Origin of the sequence: Microcystis sp. M_OC_Ca_00000000_C217Col (assembly GCF_007095585.1) — a bacterium.
GTDB classification, from domain to species: Bacteria; Cyanobacteriota; Cyanobacteriia; order Cyanobacteriales; family Microcystaceae; genus Microcystis; species Microcystis panniformis.
On sequence record NZ_SFBV01000248.1, the window covers coordinates 69,288 to 92,477 of the forward strand.

At 40.4% G+C, this 23,190-nt stretch carries 13 protein-coding genes and 1 pseudogene; 9 read left to right on the forward strand and 5 right to left on the reverse strand.

Features of this window, described 5'->3' with window-relative positions; translation table 11 throughout:
• The first annotated feature begins 65 nt into the window (after window positions 1–65).
• The 4 genes from EWV66_RS15320 to EWV66_RS15335 all read left to right on the forward strand — a co-directional run bounded on the left by EWV66_RS15320 (window position 66) and on the right by EWV66_RS15335 (window position 11,865).
• On the forward strand, window positions 66–7,961 hold the full coding sequence (locus tag EWV66_RS15320; protein WP_287107963.1) for a type I polyketide synthase: 7,896 nt from the start codon (window positions 66–68) through the stop codon (window positions 7,959–7,961).
• Window positions 7,962–8,043: 82 nt separating this feature from the next.
• Window positions 8,044–9,801 carry an ABC transporter ATP-binding protein/permease gene (locus EWV66_RS15325; protein WP_147068649.1) on the forward strand — a complete coding sequence of 586 codons (1,758 nt, stop codon included), beginning with the start codon at window positions 8,044–8,046 and terminating at the stop codon, window positions 9,799–9,801.
• Between the two features lie 38 nt (window positions 9,802–9,839).
• Window positions 9,840–10,853: a hydroxyacid dehydrogenase gene (locus EWV66_RS15330; protein WP_287107961.1), complete on the forward strand. Its 1,014-nt coding sequence runs from the start codon at window positions 9,840–9,842 to the stop codon at window positions 10,851–10,853.
• A 76-nt stretch (window positions 10,854–10,929) separates the two neighbouring features.
• Window positions 10,930–11,865: an SAM-dependent methyltransferase gene (locus tag EWV66_RS15335; protein ID WP_287107959.1), complete on the forward strand. Its 936-nt coding sequence runs from the start codon at window positions 10,930–10,932 to the stop codon at window positions 11,863–11,865.
• Window positions 11,866–12,342: 477 nt separating this feature from the next.
• Here EWV66_RS15335 and dnaN read toward each other — a convergent pair whose 3' ends face one another.
• Entirely contained in the window at window positions 12,343–13,491 is a 1,149-nt protein-coding gene (dnaN, locus tag EWV66_RS15340) for a DNA polymerase III subunit beta (RefSeq protein WP_002739977.1), read from the reverse strand.
• Between the two features lie 403 nt (window positions 13,492–13,894).
• Here dnaN and hemL point away from each other — a divergent pair, with 403 nt between their 5' ends.
• Both hemL and EWV66_RS15350 read left to right on the forward strand, forming a co-directional pair.
• Window positions 13,895–15,196 carry a glutamate-1-semialdehyde 2,1-aminomutase gene (gene hemL / locus EWV66_RS15345; RefSeq protein ID WP_072923782.1) on the forward strand — a complete coding sequence of 434 codons (1,302 nt, stop codon included), beginning with the start codon at window positions 13,895–13,897 and terminating at the stop codon, window positions 15,194–15,196.
• 525 nt (window positions 15,197–15,721) lie between these two features.
• Window positions 15,722–16,102: a DUF1830 domain-containing protein gene (locus tag EWV66_RS15350; protein ID WP_002761692.1), complete on the forward strand. Its 381-nt coding sequence runs from the start codon at window positions 15,722–15,724 to the stop codon at window positions 16,100–16,102.
• A gap of 8 nt (window positions 16,103–16,110) precedes the next feature.
• Here the strand turns inward: EWV66_RS15350 and EWV66_RS15355 are convergent, their stop codons facing one another.
• The gene (locus EWV66_RS15355) at window positions 16,111–18,738 is read right to left on the reverse strand and encodes a chloride channel protein (RefSeq protein WP_287107956.1); all 2,628 of its coding nucleotides are present in this window, start codon (window positions 18,736–18,738) and stop codon (window positions 16,111–16,113) included.
• A 236-nt stretch (window positions 18,739–18,974) separates the two neighbouring features.
• Between EWV66_RS15355 and EWV66_RS15360 the strand changes: the two genes are divergently transcribed.
• The gene (locus tag EWV66_RS15360) at window positions 18,975–19,544 is read left to right on the forward strand and encodes an IS607 family transposase (protein WP_052277935.1); all 570 of its coding nucleotides are present in this window, start codon (window positions 18,975–18,977) and stop codon (window positions 19,542–19,544) included.
• 158 nt (window positions 19,545–19,702) lie between these two features.
• On the opposite strand, the gene EWV66_RS15365 is transcribed toward EWV66_RS15360, so the two are convergent.
• The 3 genes from EWV66_RS15365 to EWV66_RS15375 all read right to left on the reverse strand — a co-directional run bounded on the left by EWV66_RS15365 (window position 19,703) and on the right by EWV66_RS15375 (window position 21,181).
• On the reverse strand, window positions 19,703–20,293 hold the full coding sequence (locus tag EWV66_RS15365; protein WP_052277936.1) for a Uma2 family endonuclease: 591 nt from the start codon (window positions 20,291–20,293) through the stop codon (window positions 19,703–19,705).
• Window positions 20,294–20,537: 244 nt separating this feature from the next.
• Entirely contained in the window at window positions 20,538–20,960 is a 423-nt protein-coding gene (locus EWV66_RS15370) for a type II toxin-antitoxin system death-on-curing family toxin (RefSeq protein WP_287116003.1), read from the reverse strand.
• Complete coding sequence (locus tag EWV66_RS15375; protein ID WP_052277937.1) at window positions 20,957–21,181, reverse strand: AbrB/MazE/SpoVT family DNA-binding domain-containing protein; 225 nt, start codon at window positions 21,179–21,181, stop codon at window positions 20,957–20,959. Before EWV66_RS15375 ends, EWV66_RS15370 begins: the two co-directional genes overlap by 4 nt.
• 69 nt (window positions 21,182–21,250) lie before the next feature.
• On the opposite strand from EWV66_RS15375, the pseudogene EWV66_RS15380 reads away from it, so the two are divergent.
• Both EWV66_RS15380 and EWV66_RS15385 read left to right on the forward strand, forming a co-directional pair.
• Window positions 21,251–21,509 (forward strand): annotated as a pseudogene (locus EWV66_RS15380) (hypothetical protein).
• Between the two features lie 70 nt (window positions 21,510–21,579).
• Window positions 21,580–23,136, forward strand: coding sequence for an ATP-binding protein (locus EWV66_RS15385; RefSeq protein WP_052277939.1), 1,557 nt, complete (start codon window positions 21,580–21,582; stop codon window positions 23,134–23,136).
• The last annotated feature ends 54 nt before the right edge of the window (window positions 23,137–23,190 follow it).

Sequence of the window (23,190 nt, forward strand, 5' to 3'; positions counted from 1 at the left end):
GCGATATACTGGCTCATCAGGTTTTCAAGATTATTCCTATTTTTGATCAAGAGGTGTAAAAAAAAATGTCTAAGCATTCAATCAGTTTTGGAGGACAATTGGAAGATAATTGGCGGACTCTGTCAGAAGTCTTAGAAACTGCCACTAAACATAATAATCATGGAATTACTTATATTAAAAATGACGCAACTGAATATTTTCAGAGTTATCAAGACTTATATCAAGATGCTCTCGTTATTTTAAATGGACTGGAACAAAAAGGGATAAAATTAGGGCATAAAGTCATTCTACAAATTGCCAAAAATCAAGACTTTATTCCCGCACTATGGGCTTGTTTTTTAGGGGGAATTATTCCAGTTCCTTTGACCGTTGCTCCTAGCTATGATCTGGAAAATTCTGCCGTCAAAAAACTAGAGAATGTTTGGAAAATTTTAGACAATCCTTTGATATTATCCGACAGTGAGCTAATTACTGAAATTGAAAAATTAGGAACTTCCTCTCATCTAGAAGGGTGGCAAGTTATCTCAGTTAATGAACTCAGAAAAGCCCCCTCTAAAGTCCATCAATTGCCGATTCTTGATCCACAAGCTCCAGCCTTATTACTCTTTACTTCGGGTAGTACCGGTATGCCCAAGGGAGTAATATTAACTCATCATAATATTCTGTCCATGACTGCTGGTACAGTGGCGATGAACCACTTTACCCAACAAGAAGTTACCCTTAATTGGATGCCTTTGGATCATGTAGGAGCTATCGTATTTTTAGGAATTATGGCGGTAGATTTGGCTTGTGATCAAATTCATGTTCCCATGGAATTAGTCCTACGCCAACCCCTGCAATGGTTAGAACTCATTCAAAAGCATCAAGTAAGCATTTCTTGGTCTCCTAACTTTGCATTTTCCTTAATTAATCAACAGGCCGAAGAACTTAAGCACGTCTCTTATAACCTCTCCTCAATGAAATTTTTAGTGAATGCTGGCGAGCAAGTTTCAGTAAAAACTATTCGCCTATTCTTAGAAATTCTCGAAAAACATCAACTACGGGAGAGAGCGATTAAACCAGCTTTTGGCATGACTGAATCCTGTTCTGGGATTACTTGGTCAGCCGGTTTAAGTAAAAATGAACTCACCGAAGAAAATAGTTTTGTCTCTCTAGGAAAGCCGATTCCTGGAGCAACTATCCGGATAGTCGATCAGGAAAATAATCCTTTACCTGAAAGAGAAATTGGAAAGCTTCAAATTCAAGGTAATTCTGTTACTAAAGGATATTACAATAATACTGAACTCAACCAGGAAGTTTTTCAAGAAGGGTGGTTTACTACGGGAGATTTGGGGTATTTATTTAAGGGCGAACTCTTTATTACTGGGCGAGAAAAACAAGAAATTATAATTAATGGTGTTAATTACTTTGCCCATGAACTTGAAACAACAATCGAAGAATTAGAAGGGGTTAAAGTATCTTATACAGCCGCCTTTGCCGTCTTTGATCAAAGTCGAGAAACTGACTTATTAATTATTACTTTTAGCCCAGAATCTGAGCAATTTGAACAGGGGATAAAAGTTGTTAGAAAAATTCGCAGTCATGTAACCCAAAAATTCGGGATTGCTCCAGCTTATGTCATTCCAATAGACAGAAATTTAGTTCCTAAAACCTCTATTGGCAAAGTTCAAAAATCTAAATTAAAAAAGGATTTTGAACAGGGATTATTTAGCAGCCGTATCCAAGAAATAGATCAATATTTAGCAAAAGAGCGTCAGAAAAATCAAACCTTACCTCAATCAGAAAATGAACGTCAAATAGCAGCAGTTTGGAGTGAAGTTTTACAGTTAACCTCAGTTGGTTTAGAGGATAACTTCTTTGAACTAGGGGGACATTCTATACACTTAATCCGAGTTCAAAATGAACTTGAAAAACTTTTTAACCGTCAGCTATCCCTTGCTGAAATGTTTAAAAATCCTACCGTTGCCACCCTAGCCCGTTTCTTAAGCGAAGAATCAAATACTAATCAAGTTATAGCACAAAAAAGCCGTCAACGTGCCGAAAATCGGAGCCGTCGCCATAATCAAACCCATGACATTGCAATTATTGGTATGGCGGGGCAATTCCCAGGGGCTAAAAATTTAACAACCTTTTGGGAAAATTTAAAAAATGGAATCGAAACTATCTCTTTCTTTTCTGAAGAAGAATTACAAGAATCGGGAGTGTCTTCGGAACTATTTAATCAGCCTAATTATGTTAGAGCTAGACCAATTCTCGAGCAAGTTGAATACTTTGACAGCGAATTTTTTGGCTATACAGATAGAGAGGCAGAATTACTAGATCCTCAGCAACGTTTACTGCTTGAATGTAGTTGGGAATGTTTAGAAAACGCCGGTTATAATCCTAATACTTATCAAGGATCAATTGGTATATTTGCTGGCGCAAGTATGAACACCTATTTGATAAATAATTGTTATCCTAATCGGGGTAAATTAGATAGTAATGACGAGTTACAACCCTTCACACTAGATTCAATGGGAGGGTTTCAAACAATGGTAGCTAATGACAAAGACTATTTAACAACGCGAATTTCTTATAAACTCAACTTACATGGTCCGAGCGTTAATGTTCAAACCGCTTGTTCTACTGGATTAGTTGTAGTTCATCTCGCTTGTCAGAGTCTCATCAGTGGAGAAAGTGATATGGCTTTAGCTGGAGCTGCTTCAATTAATTCTCCTCAAAAAATTGGTTATTTATATCAAGAAGGACTGATTATGTCTCCTGATGGCCATTGTCGCGCCTTTGATGCTGAAGCAAAAGGGACTATTTTTGGCAGTGGAGTAGGAGTAATTATGCTCAAAAGATTGTCAGATGCTTTAGCCGATCATGACCATATTTATGCAGTTATTAAAGGCTCTGCTATTAATAATGATGGTGGCCAAAAATTAGGATTTACTGCCCCCGGTGGAGAGGGTCAAATTGCTGCCGCTACGGAGGCCTTAGCCTTTGCTGGTGTTGATGCTAATACAATTAGTTTTGTGGAAGCTCATGGCACAGGAACCCCCCTTGGAGATCCCATAGAAGTTGATGCTTTAGCTAAAGTTTATCAGGGGGCAAATGAGGGAGAATGTGTTTTAGGTTCAGTAAAAACCAATATCGGACATATGCAGATTGCTTCTGGTATTGCTGGTTTAATGAAAGCGACTTTGTCCCTCAAATATAAGATTATTCCACCTACATTACATTTCCAAAATCCTAACCCTCAAATTAATTTTTCTCAGACTCCTTTTTATATTAATAATGAAGCTATTTCTTGGACTACTAAGCAAGACAAGGACGAAAAATTACCCCGACGGGCAGGGGTAAACTCTTTAGGTATTGGCGGGGTTAATGCTCATGTTATTCTAGAAGAAGCTCCTCCCATTATTCCTCAAGACAATCAGAGCAAACGTCCCTATCATTTGCTCACCCTTTCCGCTCGAACCGAACCAGCTTTAAAAGAGTTAGTAAGTCGCTACATAGACTTTTTAGAAAGTCAACCTGAAAAGGATATGTCTGATGTAGTATTTACGGCAAATACAGGCCGAGTTCATTTCTCAAATCGGTTAGCCTTAACTGGCTATAAAAACAGTGATTTTATTGAACAATTACGTCAGTTCAAGCAACTAGATTATCAGTCAACTATTCATGGTATAGTTGATGAAAAAAGACCGCCTAAAATTGCCTTTTTATTTACAGGACAAGGTTCTCAATATGCAGGGATGGCTCATCAACTCTATCAGACTCAACCCACCTTTAGAAAAACTTTAGATGCAGGGGAAAAATACTATCAAAAACTAACGGGTAAATCCCTACTAAACGTCGTATTTGCCGATACAGATGACCCCTTAAACCAAACCGCTTATACCCAACCGGCACTATTTCTGATTGAAGTTGCTCTCGCTCAATTATGGCATTCTTGGGGAATTCAACCAGCCGCTATTTTAGGCCATAGTTTAGGAGAATATTCAGCTGCTTGTTTTGCTGGTGTTTTTGATCTTGAAAGTGGCTTAAAACTGGTCAGCCATCGAGGCAACTTGATGGGGCAATTACCCCAAAATCAAGGGGAAATGGCCGCTATTTTTCTCGATAAGAACTCAGTTATTGAGCAGTGCCAAAGCCAAGGCATAAAAATCGCTATTGCTGCCATTAACGCGGAACAACATACCGTTATTTCTGGAGAAAAAAGCGTAATTCAAAAACTCTGTAACCATTTCACTAATGCCAGGGTGAAAGTTCGTCAACTCAAAGTTTCCCATGCTTTTCACTCCCCTTTAGTAGAGCCAATGGTTGCAGAATTTAAAACGATTCTTCAAGAGATTTCTTTCAGTCAACCTCAAATTTCTCTGGTCTCTAACCTAACAGGAGAAATTGCTGATGACAGCATTATGACTCCTCAGTATTGGCTTCAACATTTACTAAATACGGTACAATTTCATCCAGGGGCTTTATTCCTACAATCTCTCGGATGTGATACCTTTATTGAAATTGGACCTCAACCTATTCTCTCAGGAATTGTTCAATCATCCCTATCTTCATCTGAACCTCTAACTCTACCCAGTTTACGCTCAGGATTTTCTGATTGGCAAGTTTTATTAGAAAGTCTGGGCAAACTTTATGTTCGCGGTGCAAAGATAGACTGGTTTAGTTTTGATCAAGACTATCATCCTAGACGATGTGCTTTACCTACTTATCCCTTTCAAAAACGTCAACACTGGATTCCTTTAAAAACCCCATCTGCAACTGTTCCACAGGAATCTAATCTAGTCAAAATGTTATCTGAAAAGGACAAAAATACTTTGATGCAAACCCTCTTAGAAACAGGTCATTATTCTGAAGATGAAAAACCAACAATATCCGCCATTGTTCAACAGTTGATTAAACTCTATTATCAGGAAAAAGAGGACTTTAATTTTGCCAAATTACTTTATCAAGTAGCTTGGCTTCCCTGGGATTTAGCCAACGGTAAGCTACAAAATTTGACCCCCCTTAAAACGGATTTAGAGGTTTACTTAGAACCCCAATTACAATCCTCAGAATTGATGGGAGTTTCTCGCGCTTTTTCTGAAATGGAAAAACTGGCGGCTGACTTTGTTGTTAAAGCTCTGAAAGATTTAGAACTCTTTCAAATGAATACCTTTCTTGATCCTGATCAAAGTTTTATTCAAGCTGAACTCAAACAAGAATATAAATCTTTCTGGAATCATCTTCTAGAAATATTAGCGAAAGTCGGCATTTTAGAAAAGCAAAATACCCTATGGAAAATTGTTAAAGAACCCGAACAGTCTAATCCTGATTTAGCGGTAGAGGATTTAATCAATCATTATCCTAATGCTCAAATAGAACTCAATCTATTTCGACAAGTTGCCACAAATTTAGCGGCCATTATTACGGGAAAAATATCTCCTTTATCTATCCTATTTTCTCAAGATGGACAAGGAGGAGCCAGCGAATTTTATAAAAATACATCTTCGGCAAAAATTCTCAATCTGGGTATCTCTAAAACCGTTGAACTTCTCCTCTCAAGTTATGCTCCCTCAGCCTCCCTCCGCATTCTCGAAATTGGTGCGGGAACTGGAGCTACAACCCAACAGGTTCTTAAAGCTTGTAACTCTCGTCAAATTACCTACACATTCACTGATGTTTCCCCCTTCTTTCTAGAGAAAGCTAGAGATAATTTGGCTGAATTTTCTGGACTAGAATACAAAGTTCTCGATATTGAAAAAGATCCGAAATTACAAGGGTTTTGCTGTCATTCTTATGACTTGATTATCGCAGCTAATGTCTTACACTCTACCGCCAATTTACAAGAGGAAACCTTGCCTCATATTCAAAGTTTACTACGTCCAGGCGGTCATTTATTACTGTTAGAATTAACTCAGCAATCTTCCTGGATTGATTTAATCTTTGGTGTGACTCAAGGTTGGTGGCGTTTTAGCGATTATCATTTGCGCCCAAATCATCCTATAATTACAGCATCGACTTGGGAATCTATTCTGCTTAAATCGGGGTTTTCTCAGGTAGAATTTGTTTCTCCTGATCAAAAAATAGGTAGTGTTTTATTTCAGCAAAGTATTATTCTGGCTCAAAGTTCAGAAATCCCCCCTAACCTCGCTAAAAACTGGCTAATTTTTACCGAGGTTGACCCAGAACAAGATACTTTTCCCTTAGGGATTCAAGAGCAACTACTGAAAAAGTGTGATTCCTGTCGGATAATTTATCAAGGGCAGAAAAATACACAAATATCATCTTCTGAGTCTTGTTTGAATGCTAATCAACTACAACAATTAGAGGAATGGTTTGCGTCAAATCCATCTCCAGATCGAATTATTTATCTTTTGAATAGTACTCCCAAAGAGCAACCAGAATCCATTTTATTGAATCGCTGTAACTATCTTTTAAATCTTCTCAAAGCTATTCAAACAATCCCTAATCCCCCTCAATTATTCCTTGTCACTCAGGGGGCCCAACCCTTTGAATTAGAACAGCCTTCTTTAGGGTTTCAGTCTCCTCTTTGGGCAATGGGGCGTGTTATTGCCCTAGAAAATCCGCAATTATGGGGAGGTATGCTGGATCTTGATCCCGACGTTGATATTACTCAAAATATTACCGCATTACTATTAGGATTAACTCATGCTCACGAAGAGGATCATTTGGTCTTCCGCAAAGGTCAAGGCTATGTTGCTCGTCTGCTTCCTCTCAAGTCTCTAGAGACAACAACCGTTAAGATTCAACCTGAGGCTACCTACCTAATTACGGGAGGAATAGGACATCTAGGCTTAGAATTGGCGGAACATTTAGTCAATTTAGGAGCAAAACATCTCATTTTAACGACACGCCGCTCATTACCGGCTCGCTTCCTGTGGGATTCAGCAACCGAATTAGCCCAAATATCAGAAAAAATCAGAAAATTAGAGGAAAAAGGAGCATCAATCGAAGTTATTTCGGCAGACGTTGGCAATTTTGAGGCTATGCAGGCCATATTTACCCAGATTGAAAAAACCGCCTATGCCTTGCGTGGCATTTTCCATCTTGCCGGAATCTCAGGCCGACAAGCTCAATTAAAAGACTGTACTTTGCAGGATCTAGAAGCAGTTTTTCAGGCAAAAGTTAAGGGTTCTTGGAATTTACATCAACTATCTTTGGGTACTCAATTAGACTATTTTGTGCTGTTTTCTTCGGCGGGTGCAATTTGGGGGGCAAAGGAACAAGGCTTATATGATACTGTTAGTCATTGGCTGGATGCTTTGGCTCATTTCCGTCATCTTCAACAACTTCCTGCAACGACTTTAAATTGGGCATTATTGGCGGGTCATGGTATAGTGTCTCAAGACTATGAGGACTGGCTCAAACAGATTGGCATCAGGGAAATTGCTCCAGATATGGCCTTGAGGGTGATGGATGCTATTATGGCTTCTAATCAAACACAAGTTTTAATCGCTGATGTGGATTGGGTTCGTTTCAAAAATATCTATCAATTTAAAGGTGAAAAACCACTCCTAAAAAATTTAGGACTCTCAGAAATTCCCATTAAGTCTGTTCAAGAATCAGACTCTGTACTGCATCTTTTAGAGGAGATGCCTTTCGGAGAACGTCGGGAATATTTGTTAGAATATGTTAGCAAACAAGTCAGAATGATTTTAGGGATTAAATCTATGCCAGATACAGAACAAGGATTGATAGAAATGGGAATTGATTCCCTATCCTCTATTGAATTGAAAAATCGTTTAGAGAAAGGATTAGAAGTTCTCTTACCCACTTCTTTAGTCTTTGACTTTCCTAATATTAGACGCTTAGTTGATTATCTGTTTGACCGTATTTTCGGTGAAAAAGTTCAAAAAACAGCCGAGAAGATGATTAACTTCACTGAAGTTCAGCAGGAGATTAGTGAGGATTTAATCTTACAAGAACTTACTGATTTGGAGGCTTTTTTAGGAGATTAAATAATCCTAAGCCTTGAAGTTAGAAAGCTTGAAGTTAAAAAAAATTCAAGGCATTTCCTAAAAGTTACCCTATATTCAAACTATGCAAACTCCATTTTTTCAACAAGAAACCGTAAAAAGTTCTCATCAATTTTTTGATAATTTGAAATTGATTGCCGCTCCTTACTGGTATCCAACCGATCCTAAAGGAAGGACATTTTCAGAGGTAATAAGTTCATGGGGAATGCTGTTTCTCCTTGTTTTAGTAATTGTTGGACTGGTGGCCTCTAATGCAGTTAATAGCTTCGTTAATCGCTATTTGGTTGATGTCATTATTCAAGATAAAAATGCCTCTAAGTTTATGACAAGTTTATTACTTTATGGCTTAGGATTACTTTTAATTACCCTGTTTACTGCATTTTCTAAATTTGTTAAAAAAAGAATTATTCTGGATTGGTATGAATGGCTAAATCAGCAGGTTGTTACCCAATATTTGAGCCATCGCGCTTATTACAAAATTAATTTTAGATCCGATGTGGATAATCCGGATCAAAGGATAGCCCAAGAAATAGAACCCATTGCTAGAAATGCTGTTAATTTTGGAGCTATTTTATTAGAAAAAGTCTTAGAAATGACTACTTTTTTAGTAATTCTTTTCTCAATTTCCCGACTAGCCGCCTTGATTCTAGTGGCTTATACAATTATCGGCAACCTAATTGCTGTTTCTTTAAGTCGAGAATTAGATAAGATTAGTCAAGAAGAATTGGAATCCAAAGCTAATTACACCTACACTTTAACTCATGTTCGGAATCATGCTGAATCTATTGCCTTTTTTCAAGGCGAAAATCAAGAGTTGAAAATCATTCAACGTCGATTTAATAATCTCGTCAGAAATTCTCTCAGTAAGATTGATTGGGAGAAAAATCAAGACATTTTTAGTCGAAGTTATCGCTCAGTTATTCAAATATTTCCCTTTGTCGTCTTCGCTCCAGCCTATATTCGGGGGGAAATTGATTTCGGACAAGTTAATCAGGCTATTATTGCTTGCAGTATGTTTGCTAATGGTTTTTCTGAGTTAATCCTTGAATTTGGTTCTTTGGGCAGATTTTCCAGTTATGTTGAGCGTCTATCTGAATTTTCGTCGGCCTTAGAAGAAATGGACCGACAACCCAAGGATGCTAGTACCATTAAAACCCTTGAACAAAATGAGATCGAGTTTGAGGATGTTACTTTACAAACACCGGATTATGAAAAGGTAATTGTTCAACATTTATCCCTATCTATCGAACCAGGCGAAGGTTTATTAATTGTCGGACCGAGTGGACGAGGTAAAAGTTCTCTATTAAGAGCTATTGCTGGCTTATGGAATGCAGGAACTGGTTGTTTAAAACGACCTCCCTTAGAAGAATTTCTCTTTTTACCTCAACGTCCTTATATTATTTTAGGAACTCTCAGAGAACAGTTACTTTATCCTAAAACAACCCGTGAAATGACCGATGGAGAACTTGAATCCGTTTTACAACAAGTTAATCTTCAAAATATAGCCACAAAAGTTCATGGCTTTGATGCGGAAGTTCCCTGGGAAAATATATTATCTTTAGGAGAACAACAACGCCTTGCTTTTGCCCGATTGTTAGTAACCCATCCCCGCTATGTAATCTTAGATGAAGCCACAAGTGCTTTAGATTTGAACAACGAACAAACCTTATATCACCAGTTACAAAAAGCACAGACAACTTTTATTAGCGTAGGTCATCGAGAAAGTTTATTTAAGTATCATCAATGGGTCTTAGAACTTTTAGAGGATTCTAGTTGGCGACTTGTTTCCATAGATGATTATCGAGCCTCAAAATCTCTGTAACTGTTTCATTGCTAAAACTCAATTTAGGAAAAATTACGATGACTACTACTTCACCAAAAACTCTGACTATGGATATTCAAAAACACAGGGTTCTTTTAATCGGAAAAATGTATGATGAAGCGGGGCAAAAACTTCTTGAAGAATCTACTAATATAGAGATTTTGTCCAACCCTACACTGGATAAAATTAATGAGGCCATTCAAGAAGTATCTGGCGTATTTGTGCGTTATCCTAATAAGTTAGAGGCTTCATCAATCCGATTAGCAAAACACTTAAAAGTAATTAGTACCTCTGGATTTGGCACAGATTCTATTGATATTATGGCAGCAACAGAACAGGGGGTTATCGTTGTTAATAATCCCGGAATGTCAACTACAGCTGTAGCAGAACACACCTTATCTATGATTTTAGCCCTTGCTAAAAAGCTCCCTTTTTTAGATCATTGTGTGAAAAAGGGTAACTATTTAATTCGCAATCAGATGCAACCGATTCAACTCGAAAACAAGACCCTTGGTATTGTAGGTTTAGGAAGAATTGGTACTCTGGTGGCTCACAAATGTAACCTAGCACTGGGGATGAGAGTATTAGCTTATGATCCCTATGTTCCAGCCAGCAAAGCGGAGACAGTAGGAGCAACTTTGCTCAAAGATTTAGATGTTCTTCTGGCTGAATCGGACTTTGTTTCTTTGCATACTGAACTAACAAGTGAAACGCGGGAAATGTTTAATATATCAGTTTTTAAAAAGATGAAACCAACAGCTTTTTTAATTAATACCTCCCGGGGAAAAGTCGTTTGTGAAAAGGATTTAGGGATCGCCCTTAATCAAAAATTGATAGCTGGATGCGCCCTCGATGTCTTTGAACCAGAACCGCCGGCTTTAGATAATCCTTTATATAATTTTGAGAATGTCATTCTCTCACCTCATTTAGCCGGAGTAACCCCTGAAGCGAGTCTAGCGGCTGCTGTTTCGGCGGCGAATCAAATATTACAAGTGCTTCAGGGAGAGAAGCCTCCTTATATGATTAATCCGGAGGTGTGGAATCTTTTTTAAAGCATCTAGAGAATCTCAGGGATTCGGTTAATTAAAAATGGCAATATTTCTGCAAAATCCTTAGGAGGATAATAATTTGGAAAACATCGGCAAAATTCCCCTCAAAGATGAATGGCGTAATCGCTGGGCAACCATCAAACAATTTATCCTTAATCCGGTTCGAGAAATGGCGTTTTTGCAAGATCAGTTTCAAGTTTCTGAACTGTATACTAATATAGCGAAACGCGATCCTCATCTTCATGATCCTAATTTTCCCCAATGGCTTAATTTTGGTTATTGGCAAGAAGAAACAACTTATAACGGAGCTTGTGCCGCTTTAGCGCGTAAATTAGCCGAAGTAGCCGAACTTAAAGCCGGAGATCACCTTTTGGATGTGGGTTTCGGTTTTGCTGAACAGGATTTACTCTGGGTAAGGGAAAACAATGTTGGCTCAATTATCGGTCTAAATACAACCGAGTTACAAGTAGAAATTGCTCAAGAAAGAGTAGCTAAAGCAGGTTTATCGGACAGGATAAAACTTCAAGTCGGCTCGGCTACTCAAATCCCCTTTCATGAGAATTCTTTTGATAAGTTGACCGCTTTAGAATGTGCTTTTCATTTTGACACTCGTGAGGATTTTTTTGCGGAAGCTTTTCGAGTTTTGCAGCCCGGTGGAAGGTTGGCTATAGCGGATTGTTTGCCTAGAGTGGGTCGAGAAATTAACTTCTGGCTGCGGGTTAATAGTAAGAAAATGTGTATTCCCTTTGCTAATCAATACGACCGACATACTTATGTGGAAAAACTCAAAAAGCATGGATTTGTTAATATCCAAGCTTTATCTATTAGTGAATATGTTTGGCCGGCAATGGTTCATTATTTTGCCCAGATTAGCCAAGGGATTAGTAAGCATGATTTAGTTATCGATCTCCAGAAAGATAACCCAGGACTTGAAGCTTGGTCAAGCAATCGGGGTTGGTTTATGGCGTTTGATGATTATCTTTTGTTTTCGGCAGAAAAGCCTAAATTAACCTGAGTTCGGGTTAAGCAGATTGAGGTAAAACCCAGTCCATCGGTAGGGAGGACTTCTTGTTAGCGATCGCCATTAATACTAAATCCGTTCAGTATAGGCTACATATCAGGACAGGCACTCATGCAAAAGGCAAAAGGGGGAATAAATAATCAGTCTTTAATAACCGGATTTAGTATAAGATATCCATTCAATCCGTGAAGTTGTTCAATTATCAACAGTATATCGCCAAAATAGAGAGAATAAACCCAATCCTTTGGCGAGAAAATAGGATTGAGTTAATAAGTAGTTAGGCGTTAAAAACTATCAGACACCCCCCTTATCAAGGGGGGATTAAGGGGGGATCGACACCCCCCTTATCAAGGGGGGATTAAGGGGGTATCGACACCAAAATCTATCTTCAATTTAATTATAACCAGCTACTTACAATCCAGTGCTTGGGATAGGTTAAAAACAAATCCCACGGTTCCGATTAAGTCAGAATTACTGACGAATTTGTACCGGCATCACCAAATAGGTCATCTTTAAACCTCCCAAGGGGGTAAAAATAACCGGTTGGGTACTAGCATTTAACTGCATTTGGATATCATTATTAGGTAAAGCCTTCAAACCGTCCATCAAATATTTAACATTAAAGGCAATATCGCCACTTTCTCCCTGAATTTCTGCCGCCATGGACTCTTTGGCGCTACCTAAATCAGGAGATTCCACCGCTAGGGATAAACGGTCATTTTCGCTATCGAGACTAAACTTGACTAAATTATTCTTTTGGTCCGATAAAACCGCCACTAATTCCAAACAACGGATTAATTGTTTGCGGTCTAAAACCAAAGAACGCTCGAAGGATTTAGGAATTAACTGATTATAAGTGGGATAGGCCCCTTCTAACTTACGACTGGTTAACCTCTGTTCCCCCATTTCAAAGATGACTTGAGAATCATCCACGTGCAGAGTAATAGTCTCGATATTTTGTTTTGTTGCCATCATTCTTTCCAATTCGCGCAGGGCCCGGGCCGGAATGGTGACATTAAAGCCACCAGAGGCACTTTCCACCTCCTCTAGGGGAGTTTGTACCACCGCTAAACGATGACCGTCTGTAGCGGCAAATTCTAGACAATCGACGGTTTTAGTTAAATGTACCCCCGTCAACACCTGTTTAGTTTCATCACCACTAGCGGCAAACAACGCACCTTTTAGTCCCTCTGTCAAGGCAACTATAGGTAAATTAACAATTTCCCCATCGGCCACCGTAGGTAATTCTGGGAACTCATCGGCCTTCATGCCGCGAATTTGGAACTGTGCCGAGGCAGTTTTCAGGAAAGCGAGACTATGCTCCTCATCATTCTCGTTTTCTTCCACAGAGATGGTGATTTCCCCCTCTCCCAAACGAGAGACAATATCGTTAAGTAATTTTGCCGGCAGGGTAATCTTGCCCCCTTCCACCACCTCGGCCCGAAAACTGGTGCGAATCCCTAAACTCAAATCAAAAGCAGTCAGGCTAATTTCGCCCTTTTCCTCATCGGCACAAAAGAGAACATTGCCCAACACCGGATGGGTAGGACGACTGGCAACGGCCCGACTAACTAGGGATAAATTGCTGTTGAGTTCGCTTTGACTACTGGTAAATTTCATGGCAGGAATAGTTTTTTTGTACGCTAAGAAATAATAGCAAGAATTCCCCTGTGGAAAATCTGTGGAAAACCGGAGCTTTTTTCGATCGCTCTTTCTGGGCTAAAATCTATCAATAGCAATAACTTCGCCCATTGCTAGGTTTTTACTGCAATTCTGAAAAGATTGTGGAAAAATTGTCAAAAGTGAAATTTTTGCCCTTTCTCAGCCAATTACATCAGCTGTTAACCATCAAGCTATAAGTCAAGAAGAGCGAGACTTGAGCCGACCAGCGCTCTTCCTAGGGAAAAATTGCGTCAAATGTAGGCCAGTGATCTTTAAAATGGAACAAGCAGCAGGAAGTTAACAAAACAAAGCTCCGGGCATTCCCCGAAACCGATAGACTCAAATAGACAAGGAGACAGGATTGGTTAGCACATCTTCGTATCAAACAACAAAATCGAAAGAAATCTTTACAGCCGCTCAAAAATTAATGCCGGGGGGTGTAAGTTCCCCCGTGCGGGCCTTTAAATCCGTCGGTGGTCAACCCATCGTTTTTGAAAGCGTCAAAGGGGCCTATATTCGCGACGTGGACGGTAACGAATACATAGACTATGTGGGAACTTGGGGGCCGGCTATCTGTGGTCATGCCCATCCCGAAGTGATTGCCGCCCTACACGATGCCCTAGATAAAGGGACCAGTTTCGGCGCTCCCTGTGTCCAAGAAAATATTCTCGCTGAAATGGTGATTGATGCCGTTCCCAGCATTGAAATGGTGCGTTTTGTCAATTCCGGCACCGAAGCCTGTATGTCCGTCCTGCGCTTAATGCGGGCTTTTACCGGCCGGGATAAAATCATCAAATTCGAGGGCTGTTATCACGGTCACGCCGATATGTTCCTCGTTAAAGCCGGCTCTGGTGTAGCGACCCTGGGCCTACCCGACTCGCCGGGGGTTCCCAAAACCACCACTAACAACACTTTAACCGCCCCCTACAATGACCTGGAAGCGGTAAAAGCCCTCTTTGTCGAAAATCCCGACTCGATTGCCGGGGTGATTTTAGAGCCAGTGGTGGGTAATGCCGGCTTTATCGTGCCGGATGCTGGCTTTTTAGAAGGATTGCGGGAATTAACCAAGGAATACGGGTCCCTATTAATGTTTGATGAGGTAATGACCGGATTCCGCATCGCCTACGGTGGCGCTCAGGAAAAATTCGGCATCACCCCCGATTTAACCACCCTCGGCAAAGTTATCGGCGGTGGGCTGCCAGTGGGGGCCTACGGCGGTCGGGCCGATATTATGGCGATGGTGGCTCCGGCCGGCCCGATGTACCAAGCGGGAACCTTATCCGGCAACCCCCTGGCCATGACGGCGGGAATTAAAACCCTAGAGTTACTCCAGCGCCCCGGCACCTACCAATATCTCGATAAAGTGACCAAATCCTTAACTGAAGGGCTGCTGAAAGTGGCCAGAGATGCTGGTCATAGAGTTTTTGGAGGTCATATCAGTGCCATGTTCGGGATGTTTTTCACTGGCACCCCCGTGCATAACTATGAAGAGGCCAAAAAGGCCGATGTGGCTAAATTCGGTCGTTTTCACCGGGGAATGTTGGAAAGAGGCGTTTATCTAGCTCCTTCCCAGTTTGAAGCTGGTTTTACTTCTTTAGCTCACACAGAGGCCGATATCGAACGGACTTTGGCCGCCGCTCAAGAGGTTTTAGAAAGTTTATAGTTAATACTGCTTCGGCCGGGAAAATCGATTGATAGAGTCCCAAGTATGGATGAGTTGACATTTCCCCGCTTGCAAAAGACGGGGATTCTCAGGGGAAATTTGGCTAGAAACCCCGAACAATCGAGGGATTATTATCCCCAGCACTGTAAAACTTATCAGTCCCAGCACAGGCCGCCCCTTTTTAGTCAACCAGATCGATAAGATCAAGAGCAAGAGGTATCTAACTTGACAAAAATTACCTCGGTTTCGATAATCCTGAAACCGTCAACAAAATTGAGTGATAAATAGCCTAGCAAAAAATCAAGAAAAACAGCAAAAAAACGTAGTTCCCCCCTTGACAAATAGCCAAAACTAGGCATTAGTTAAATTTAATGATTTTTTAATAAAAACCGCCTTCTATCACCAGAAAAAGCGATCGGTAGATTTTTATCGGAGTAATGTAATCATCTTTACAACTATCGGGGATCAAAGGATGTTAGGGTGAAGGAGCGATGACAAACCCACTTTAAGATCACCCCAATTGCTATGGCACAGATTCTCGATCCCCTCCCCAACGGCAAGAAAAATAGTATTCTTTGTTGTTATGTCAATGCGACCAGTCATATTCAAATTGTTCGCATCACCAATATTGCTAACTGGTATTTTGAAAGGGTGGTTTTCCCGGGGCAGCGTTTAGTATTTGAGACCCTAGCCGATGCTTTCTTAGAGATTCATACGGGGATGATGGCCAGTGCCATCCTTTCCGATAATATCCCCTGTGAACGCCTTTATATCAGCGATGGGGATGACGATGACTCCGATGGTCAACTAGAGGGGGAAATATTCTACCCCCATTCCCTAGAGGAAAGTCAAGGGGCGAAAATTGACAATACCGTACCCTTCGGTTTAAGTTTAGCTTCCGCCTAGCTAATAAACTAATCTGATAATTCCCCTCGCACGAGAATCACAGTGCAATTAACGGCACGGGCAATCGTCGAGGGGATATTGCCATTTAAGAACTGATTGAGCAAACTTTCCCTGGACGCACCCAAAAGCACCAAGGAACAGTCTTCCGATTCTACCAGATTAATTATTGCCTCGGCCGGAGAGGCCGAAGGAATCGGTAAAGGCACGATCATCTGTGCGATCGCTTTTTGTAAAGATGCTTGTAAAACTTCCAAAGTGGACAGATCTGGCAGTAACTCCGTCGGAGAATAAATTTTACATAACCAAAGTTTGGGATGATCCGAAGACTCGGACAAAGACAGCAAACTAGGCAATAATGCTAAAGCTCGTTGAGCATTGGGACCGCCGGCGGTGGGAATCAGCCACATCCTTTCCCGATGAGGATCGTTGGGAAAACAATCCTTTGTTCCCAATTTTACCAAGATGGTTTCACAGGGAGCTTGGGCGATCAAAGTATCGACTAAAAACCCAAAAATCGCCCCAGTAGTCGATTTTTCCCCCGTCCAACCCATAATTAATAAATTGCTGTGTCGTTCGCGAATCGTGGCCAAAATCCCTTCGGCGATATCCTGAGCAACGGAAATTTGTGTATGAACAGAGATATTCTGCTGTCGCGCTAATCTTTCCAAACGATGAAGTAATTTGCGTCCTTCCCGCGTATCTACCCGGACTTCCGCCGGAGAACTAAGACGAGGCACAGTAATCACATAGAGACAATCTATCTCATAATTGCGTTCACGGGCGATTGCGGCGGCAATTTTAAACAAAGCGGTAGCGGTGTCGGGATTGGCAATAGGTAATAAAATCCGGCCTATTCCCACGGCCGGGGAACGAGTTTGATAAACCACATAGGAAGGAGTACTGGGTTGGGGCAGTTGACAAACCCCTCCCAATTGATCAGCTTCCACCCGGATAATATCGGTGCGGGTGATGATCCCCACCAGTTTTTGACCATCGGTAACGGGTAAACGGGAAAGCTGATAGCGATTTAAGAGAAATAAAACATCGCTTAAAGCTGCCTGGGGGGCCACAGTAATCGGATTGGGAGTCATGATCTCCCGCAGGACGGTTTGACTGTTTTTTGATCGCCATTTATCCAGATCACTTTGGGTAAAAATCCCCAATAGTCGCCCCTGTTCCACCACGGGAAAACCGCGATGATGGGAACGGGACATAATTTTCACCACTTCCCCCAGGGGTAAATCCGCCGGCAGAATTTCCACCTGGGATTGCATCACATCTATAGCCGACAGATGGGCCAGCACATCATTAGCAGGGGTTTCCTCGTTGAGAATAATACCACTAGCGGAAAGTAAATGCTGATAGAGAGAACCGGGTAGAATGCTTTCGGCAGTGATATAAGAAACGGCACAGGTCAACATCAGGGGCAGCACAACATTAAAATTGTGATGCAGTTCAAAGACAATCACGATCGCCGTTACTGGAACCCTGACTACTCCCGTAAAAAAGGCCCCCATACCGGCTAAAGCATAACTAGGTTCGCTGCCGAAACCCATCATTTTCGTCTCGATTCCCCCCACCAGAAACCCCAAACAGGATCCCAACACCAAAGCGGGGGCGAGGAGTCCTCCCGGTGCGCCAGAACTATAGGAGATCATCGTCAGGAAAAAATAGACCACAAAAGCGAGGGCGGTATTCTGCCAGTTTAATTCCCCTGCCAGCAAAAATTCCCGTAAACCCGTATTATCTCGAAAAAAGTCGGGTAAAAAAGCCACTACCGTTCCCGATAAGCAACTGACCAGACCGATGCGCCAAGCTAAAGATAACCGCCAACGCCGCTGCATCTGACTACAAAAAAGGATGCCTTGATTGAATAAAGCCCCCAATAAGCCCGCTAAAGCCCCCAAAAGGCAATAAATGGGTATTTCTTGGGCAGAGAAGCTAATATTGGCATATTCAGTGATAATCGAGGGGGTATTCTGCAGCATCATCGAAACCACGGCCCCGGTAAAGGAAGCCACGATCGCCGTTTCTAGGGTCATACTGGAAACATCGCGCATTAATTCCTCGATCACAAAGAGGACTCCGGCGATGGGAGTAGTAAAACCGGCCGCTAACCCGGCAGCTGCCCCGGCTGCGATCATCTGACGACGGTGATCGGGACTGGTGGGCAGCCAGACGCTTAATTGGGCTGCTAGGGCTGCTCCGATGTGTACCGTGGGGGCCCGACGACCAAGGGTTAAACCACCGCCAAGGATCAGGATCGCCCCGATCATTTTTACTAGGGCGACGCGCCAAGACAGGGGCAAAGGATATTTAGCTAAGGCCGCTTTTACTTGGGGAATACCACCCCCGGCGGCCGCGGGGGAGAAGTGTTCGACAATCCAGCCGGCGCTGTAACCAAGCAGAAAACCGCCGAGGGGCAAAACTAGGAAAGGAGAGGAATTGGCTACTAGATGCACCCGCCAACCACCTAACCAACCGATGCCCAATTTCAGAATAATAGCGGCAAGGGCGGAGAGAATTCCGATTAAACAGGCTACCAGTAAAGCATAACGACTATCGGTCGCGCTACGTCCGAAGTGTTGGGATTTAAACCACTGATGGAGGTTTTGGTGACGGGCAAAAAGTCCCATAATTATCAGGGAGAATCAAGGCAAGCGAGGATTTATTTAGGGTTCTGATTCCTCGTTTCTTTAATCATAGGCCGTTAAGTTCTGTCACCGTTCACCTTGTTGCTACCAGTGGCCCTAATAGTAGTTTTTCGATCGATGGGCTAGGATCAAAGGTTGTCCCTGTCTTTGAGCGGAGGGTATTGTAAAGTTTCAAGACAAATATTGTCAGATATAGTCAAACATGGCAATATGTGGACATGAAACTATCAGACTATGCAAAAAAAGCAGCAATAAGTTATCGAACGGCTTGGAGATGGTGGAAACAAGGGAATTTAACAGGTTATCAATTGCCTTCTGGTACAATTATCATAACGGATGACAACCATTCAAAACCCGACTTGATAGCTTGCATTTATGCAAGGGTTTCCAGCGCCGAAAATAAAGACAATCTAGATAGACAAGCTGACCGATTAAAAGATTATGCTGTTGCTAGAGGCGACAAAATCTACAAAGTTGTCAAAGAAGTAGGCAGTGGATTAAACGATAATCGCCAACAATTAGCCAAAATTCTAGTTGACCCCAATTATAATGTTTTAATTGTTGAACACAAAGACCGTCTAGCCAGATTGGGGACTAATTATCTAGAAATCTTGTTAAAAAAACTAGATAAAAAAGTGGAGATTGTCAATCAAAGTGAGGATAAGCAAGATGAGTTTATGTCAGATTTAATAGCCATTATCACCTCTTTTTGTTCTCGAATTTACGGATTAAGAAGGTCGAAAAGAAAGACAGAAAAGAGCCTAGCTGAGTTAAAAGACAACGAATAATAATGTTAGTAGCAGAAAGACACATTATCAAGAAAGGACATCCATTTTGGGCTGAGATAGATAATTGATCTTGGCAGTCTAAAAATCTTGACAACTCAGCCAATTATTTAATCCGACATAATCTTTAGATAGGCGGAAAAAATCACCATTTTATATTGTTATGTTGGTTCAATAATTTTGATCCCTGCTCTAAATTCCCGCAGTGCTTGAGCATGATTGTCTATATTAATACAACGCAGCAATAAACCTATATCTAAACTTGGTAAAAGTTGCGATTTACTAACAGCATCATAACCATCATTCCCTAAGCTATAAAACAATAAATCATCATTCATCCAAAACCAAACTTCAGGAATTTGTAACCGTTTGTATGCTTCCAGTTTATCAATCCCTCCACTACTAACAACCACCTCAATCACTAAATCAGGATGTTTTCTATTTGCTCCCAATTCATAAGATTCATCACCTTCTTTTTTAACCTTTTCAAATTCATTTTCTAAGGTGACAGAACCAGTAGGAGTAAAATCTAATCCCAAAAATTCTAAATAAATTTCTAGTAAAGCACCAATACGTTCTTTGATAGTTTCGTGTTTTTTCCTTGGCATTTTTCTAATCTCCAAAACTCCATCTAAAAAAGATAACCTTAACCATGGGCGCTCAATTAGCTGTTCAACAGCTTTAAATTCTCTCCAGGTTAGGTCACTAATTAAAATTGGTTCTGCTTCCCGTTCAATTAGTGTAGTTATCATAATTTAAACCCAAATTTAGAGAGTGAATTTTGATCAATATGATATCATCTAAAAATAGATTATCATAAAAACAGGACTTACGCAAAAAAGACCGAAAGTAGGGGTAACTCATGAATTACCCCTACGCAAGAATAAGGCGTTCAGCCACGTCTTGCGTAAGTCCTAAAAAAACATCATGCAAGCATACAAACTCAAAGGAAAAATTGATCAATCTGGTAAGTTGCTGATTACCGAACCCCTGAATTTACCCCCCAGAAACGTGGAAATTGTAGTTTGGGCAGCCAATAGAATTTTCTTGCAGCCATTCTGATATAGTTTCTTGACTTTCTTGACCGTTTGCTAGTCGTTCCATTATTAAAACAACTTCGGGTTCTGGAACATCCAACGAATATCCATTTAATTCCAGAAAGATAGCCATTACTACGAAAGCTATCCGTTTATTACCATCTATAAAAGCATGATTTTTAGCAAATCCATAACCATAAGCCGCAGCTAAATCAAATATACTGGGTGTAGGTTCACCATAAGCAAATAAATTTTTCGGTCTATCTAAACTAGCTAAAAACAAATTGTTATCTCGCACACCTGCAAGACCACCATGCTGTATTAATTGGTCTTCATGTATAGCTTTAACAATTATTTCATCTAACCAGAAAATTCCATTCATTTCCCTAACTCATGAAGTGCATTTCTGTATTTTGTGCTGACTTTTCTGTAAGCCTCCATTGCTTTCTCAAAATCAGGATTACCAGCAGTTATAATAATACCTGTTGGTGTTTCAGTGACAAATACACTGTCTCCTTCTTGAACTTTAAGTTTTTCTAGGACTTCTTGAGGTAATGTTATAGACAAGTAATTTCCAACTCTACTAATTTTTAAGGTGTACATTTAGTTAATAACCTCCTATTGAGCCAATTTGAGATAATAATATAAAAACAGATTATCATAAAAAACATCATGCAAGCATACAAACTCAAAGGAAAAATTGATCAATCTGGTAAGTTGCTGATTACCGAACCCCTGAATTTACCCCCCAGAAACGTGGAAATTGTAGTTTGGGCAGCCACCAACCACTGAACCAGCACCAGAAACACCAAAAAGAAAATCTAGGATCAAAGCATTTCAGGGTTTATTTGAAAATGCCCCTGCCATTCCAGCAGACTTTGATCCAGATCAAGCTAAATGGGAATATTTAAAGGAGAAACATAACCTGTGAAAATCTTGCTTGATACCAACATAATTATAGATAGTGTAAACTTAAAGAGTTCACCTATTACCAAAATTCTATGACTCGCTGGTTTAATATTGCCGGTCCCTGTAAAGACGATATCCACTATATGTTATCTCCCACAGTACGATTACCAGATTTAGAGGAGCTAATTGAACAAGAAAGTTATTTTGTCCTTCATGCACCACGACAAACCGGGAAAACCACCGCTATGTTATCCCTAGCAAAACAACTTACTGATACTGGAAATTATGCCGCAGTCATGGTATCTGTAGAAGTAGGAAGTGCATTTAATCATGATCCTAGTGCCGCAGAATTGGCAATTTTAGGAACTTGGTATAATACAATTCAAGATAGTTTACCTGAAGATTTCCAACCACCTGTTAAACAATGGCAACAGGAAGAACCAGGAAGCAGAATAAAGGCTTTTTTAAGAGGTTGGGCAAAAGCTATCAATCGTCCCATAGTATTATTTATAGATGAAATTGACTCTTTACAAGACCAAACATTAATATCAGTTTTACGACAGTTAAGAGATGGTTTTCCTAACCGTCCAGAAAATTTTCCCTCATCAGTAGGATTAATTGGTTTACGAGATGTGCGAGATTATAAAGTAGCATCGGGAGGTAGTGATAGATTAAATACATCTAGTCCTTTTAATATAAAAGTTGCTTCTCTTACTATGCGAAATTTTAATCTGGCAGAAGTGGGAGAATTATATCAACAACATACAGCAGCAACTGGACAACTTTTTACAACAGAAGCAATAGAAACAGCGTTTAATTTAACCCAAGGACAACCTTGGCTAGTCAATGCTTTAGCTAAAGAAATTGTAGAAAAAATGGTAAAAGATAGAAGTATTACTATTACTAAAAAACATATTTTAACAGCCAAAGAAATATTAATTAATCGTCAGGATACTCATTTAGATAGTTTAGCGGAAAAACTCAGAGAAAAACGAGTTAAAAACATTATTGAACCAATTTTAGCAGGGCAAACCTTACCCGATACCCTAGCAGATGATCGCCAATATTTAATAGATTTAGGATTATTACGACGTGATCCGATGGGGGGATTAGTTATTTCTAACCCCATATATCGTGAAGTTATTCCCCGCGTTTTAGTCCAAGGAACTCAGGACAGTTTACCTTTAATTAGTCCTAGTTGGTTGACAGCAAAAGGTGAATTAAATATAGATGCTTTATTAACAGCATTTCTCAGGTTTTGGCGACAACATGGAGAACCATTATTAAGTAGTGCTGCTTACCATGAAATTGCTCCGCATATAGTATTAATGGCTTTTTTACATCGTGTGGTTAATGGTGGGGGAGTTTTAGAAAGGGAATATGCAATTGGTAGCGATAGAATGGATTTATGTTTGCAGTATAAAGATGTAATTTTAGGGATTGAATTAAAAGTATGGCGGGATAAAAAACGCGATCCGCAAGCTGATGGAATTGAACAATTAGAATCTTATTTAGGACGTTTGGGTTTAGATTTTGGTTGGTTATTTATCTTTGATAGGAGGAAAAATGCTTTACCAATGGAAGAAAGATTATCCACTGAAGTTGTGGTGACAGAAAATCAATATAGAATTACTGTAATTAGGGCTTGAGTTTTATATTTTTTGTTTGACGCAGAGGCACTACAGTCGCAGAGAGGAGAACGG

Bases quoted from the DNA above. Each gene is read 5' to 3' on its own strand.
- EWV66_RS15320 (WP_287107963.1), top strand. From the start codon at position 66: ATGTCTAAGCATTCAATCAGTTTTGGAGGACAATTGGAAGATAATTGG.
- EWV66_RS15325 (WP_147068649.1), top strand. From the start codon at position 8,044: ATGCAAACTCCATTTTTTCAACAAGAAACCGTAAAAAGTTCTCATCAA.
- EWV66_RS15330 (WP_287107961.1), top strand. From the start codon at position 9,840: ATGACTACTACTTCACCAAAAACTCTGACTATGGATATTCAAAAACAC.
- dnaN (WP_002739977.1), bottom strand. From the start codon at position 13,491: ATGAAATTTACCAGTAGTCAAAGCGAACTCAACAGCAATTTATCCCTA.
- EWV66_RS15350 (WP_002761692.1), top strand. From the start codon at position 15,722: ATGGCACAGATTCTCGATCCCCTCCCCAACGGCAAGAAAAATAGTATT.
- EWV66_RS15355 (WP_287107956.1), bottom strand. From the start codon at position 18,738: ATGGGACTTTTTGCCCGTCACCAAAACCTCCATCAGTGGTTTAAATCC.
- EWV66_RS15360 (WP_052277935.1), top strand. From the start codon at position 18,975: ATGAAACTATCAGACTATGCAAAAAAAGCAGCAATAAGTTATCGAACG.
- EWV66_RS15365 (WP_052277936.1), bottom strand. From the start codon at position 20,293: ATGATAACTACACTAATTGAACGGGAAGCAGAACCAATTTTAATTAGT.
- EWV66_RS15370 (WP_287116003.1), bottom strand. From the start codon at position 20,960: ATGAATGGAATTTTCTGGTTAGATGAAATAATTGTTAAAGCTATACAT.
- EWV66_RS15375 (WP_052277937.1), bottom strand. From the start codon at position 21,181: ATGTACACCTTAAAAATTAGTAGAGTTGGAAATTACTTGTCTATAACA.
- EWV66_RS15385 (WP_052277939.1), top strand. From the start codon at position 21,580: ATGACTCGCTGGTTTAATATTGCCGGTCCCTGTAAAGACGATATCCAC.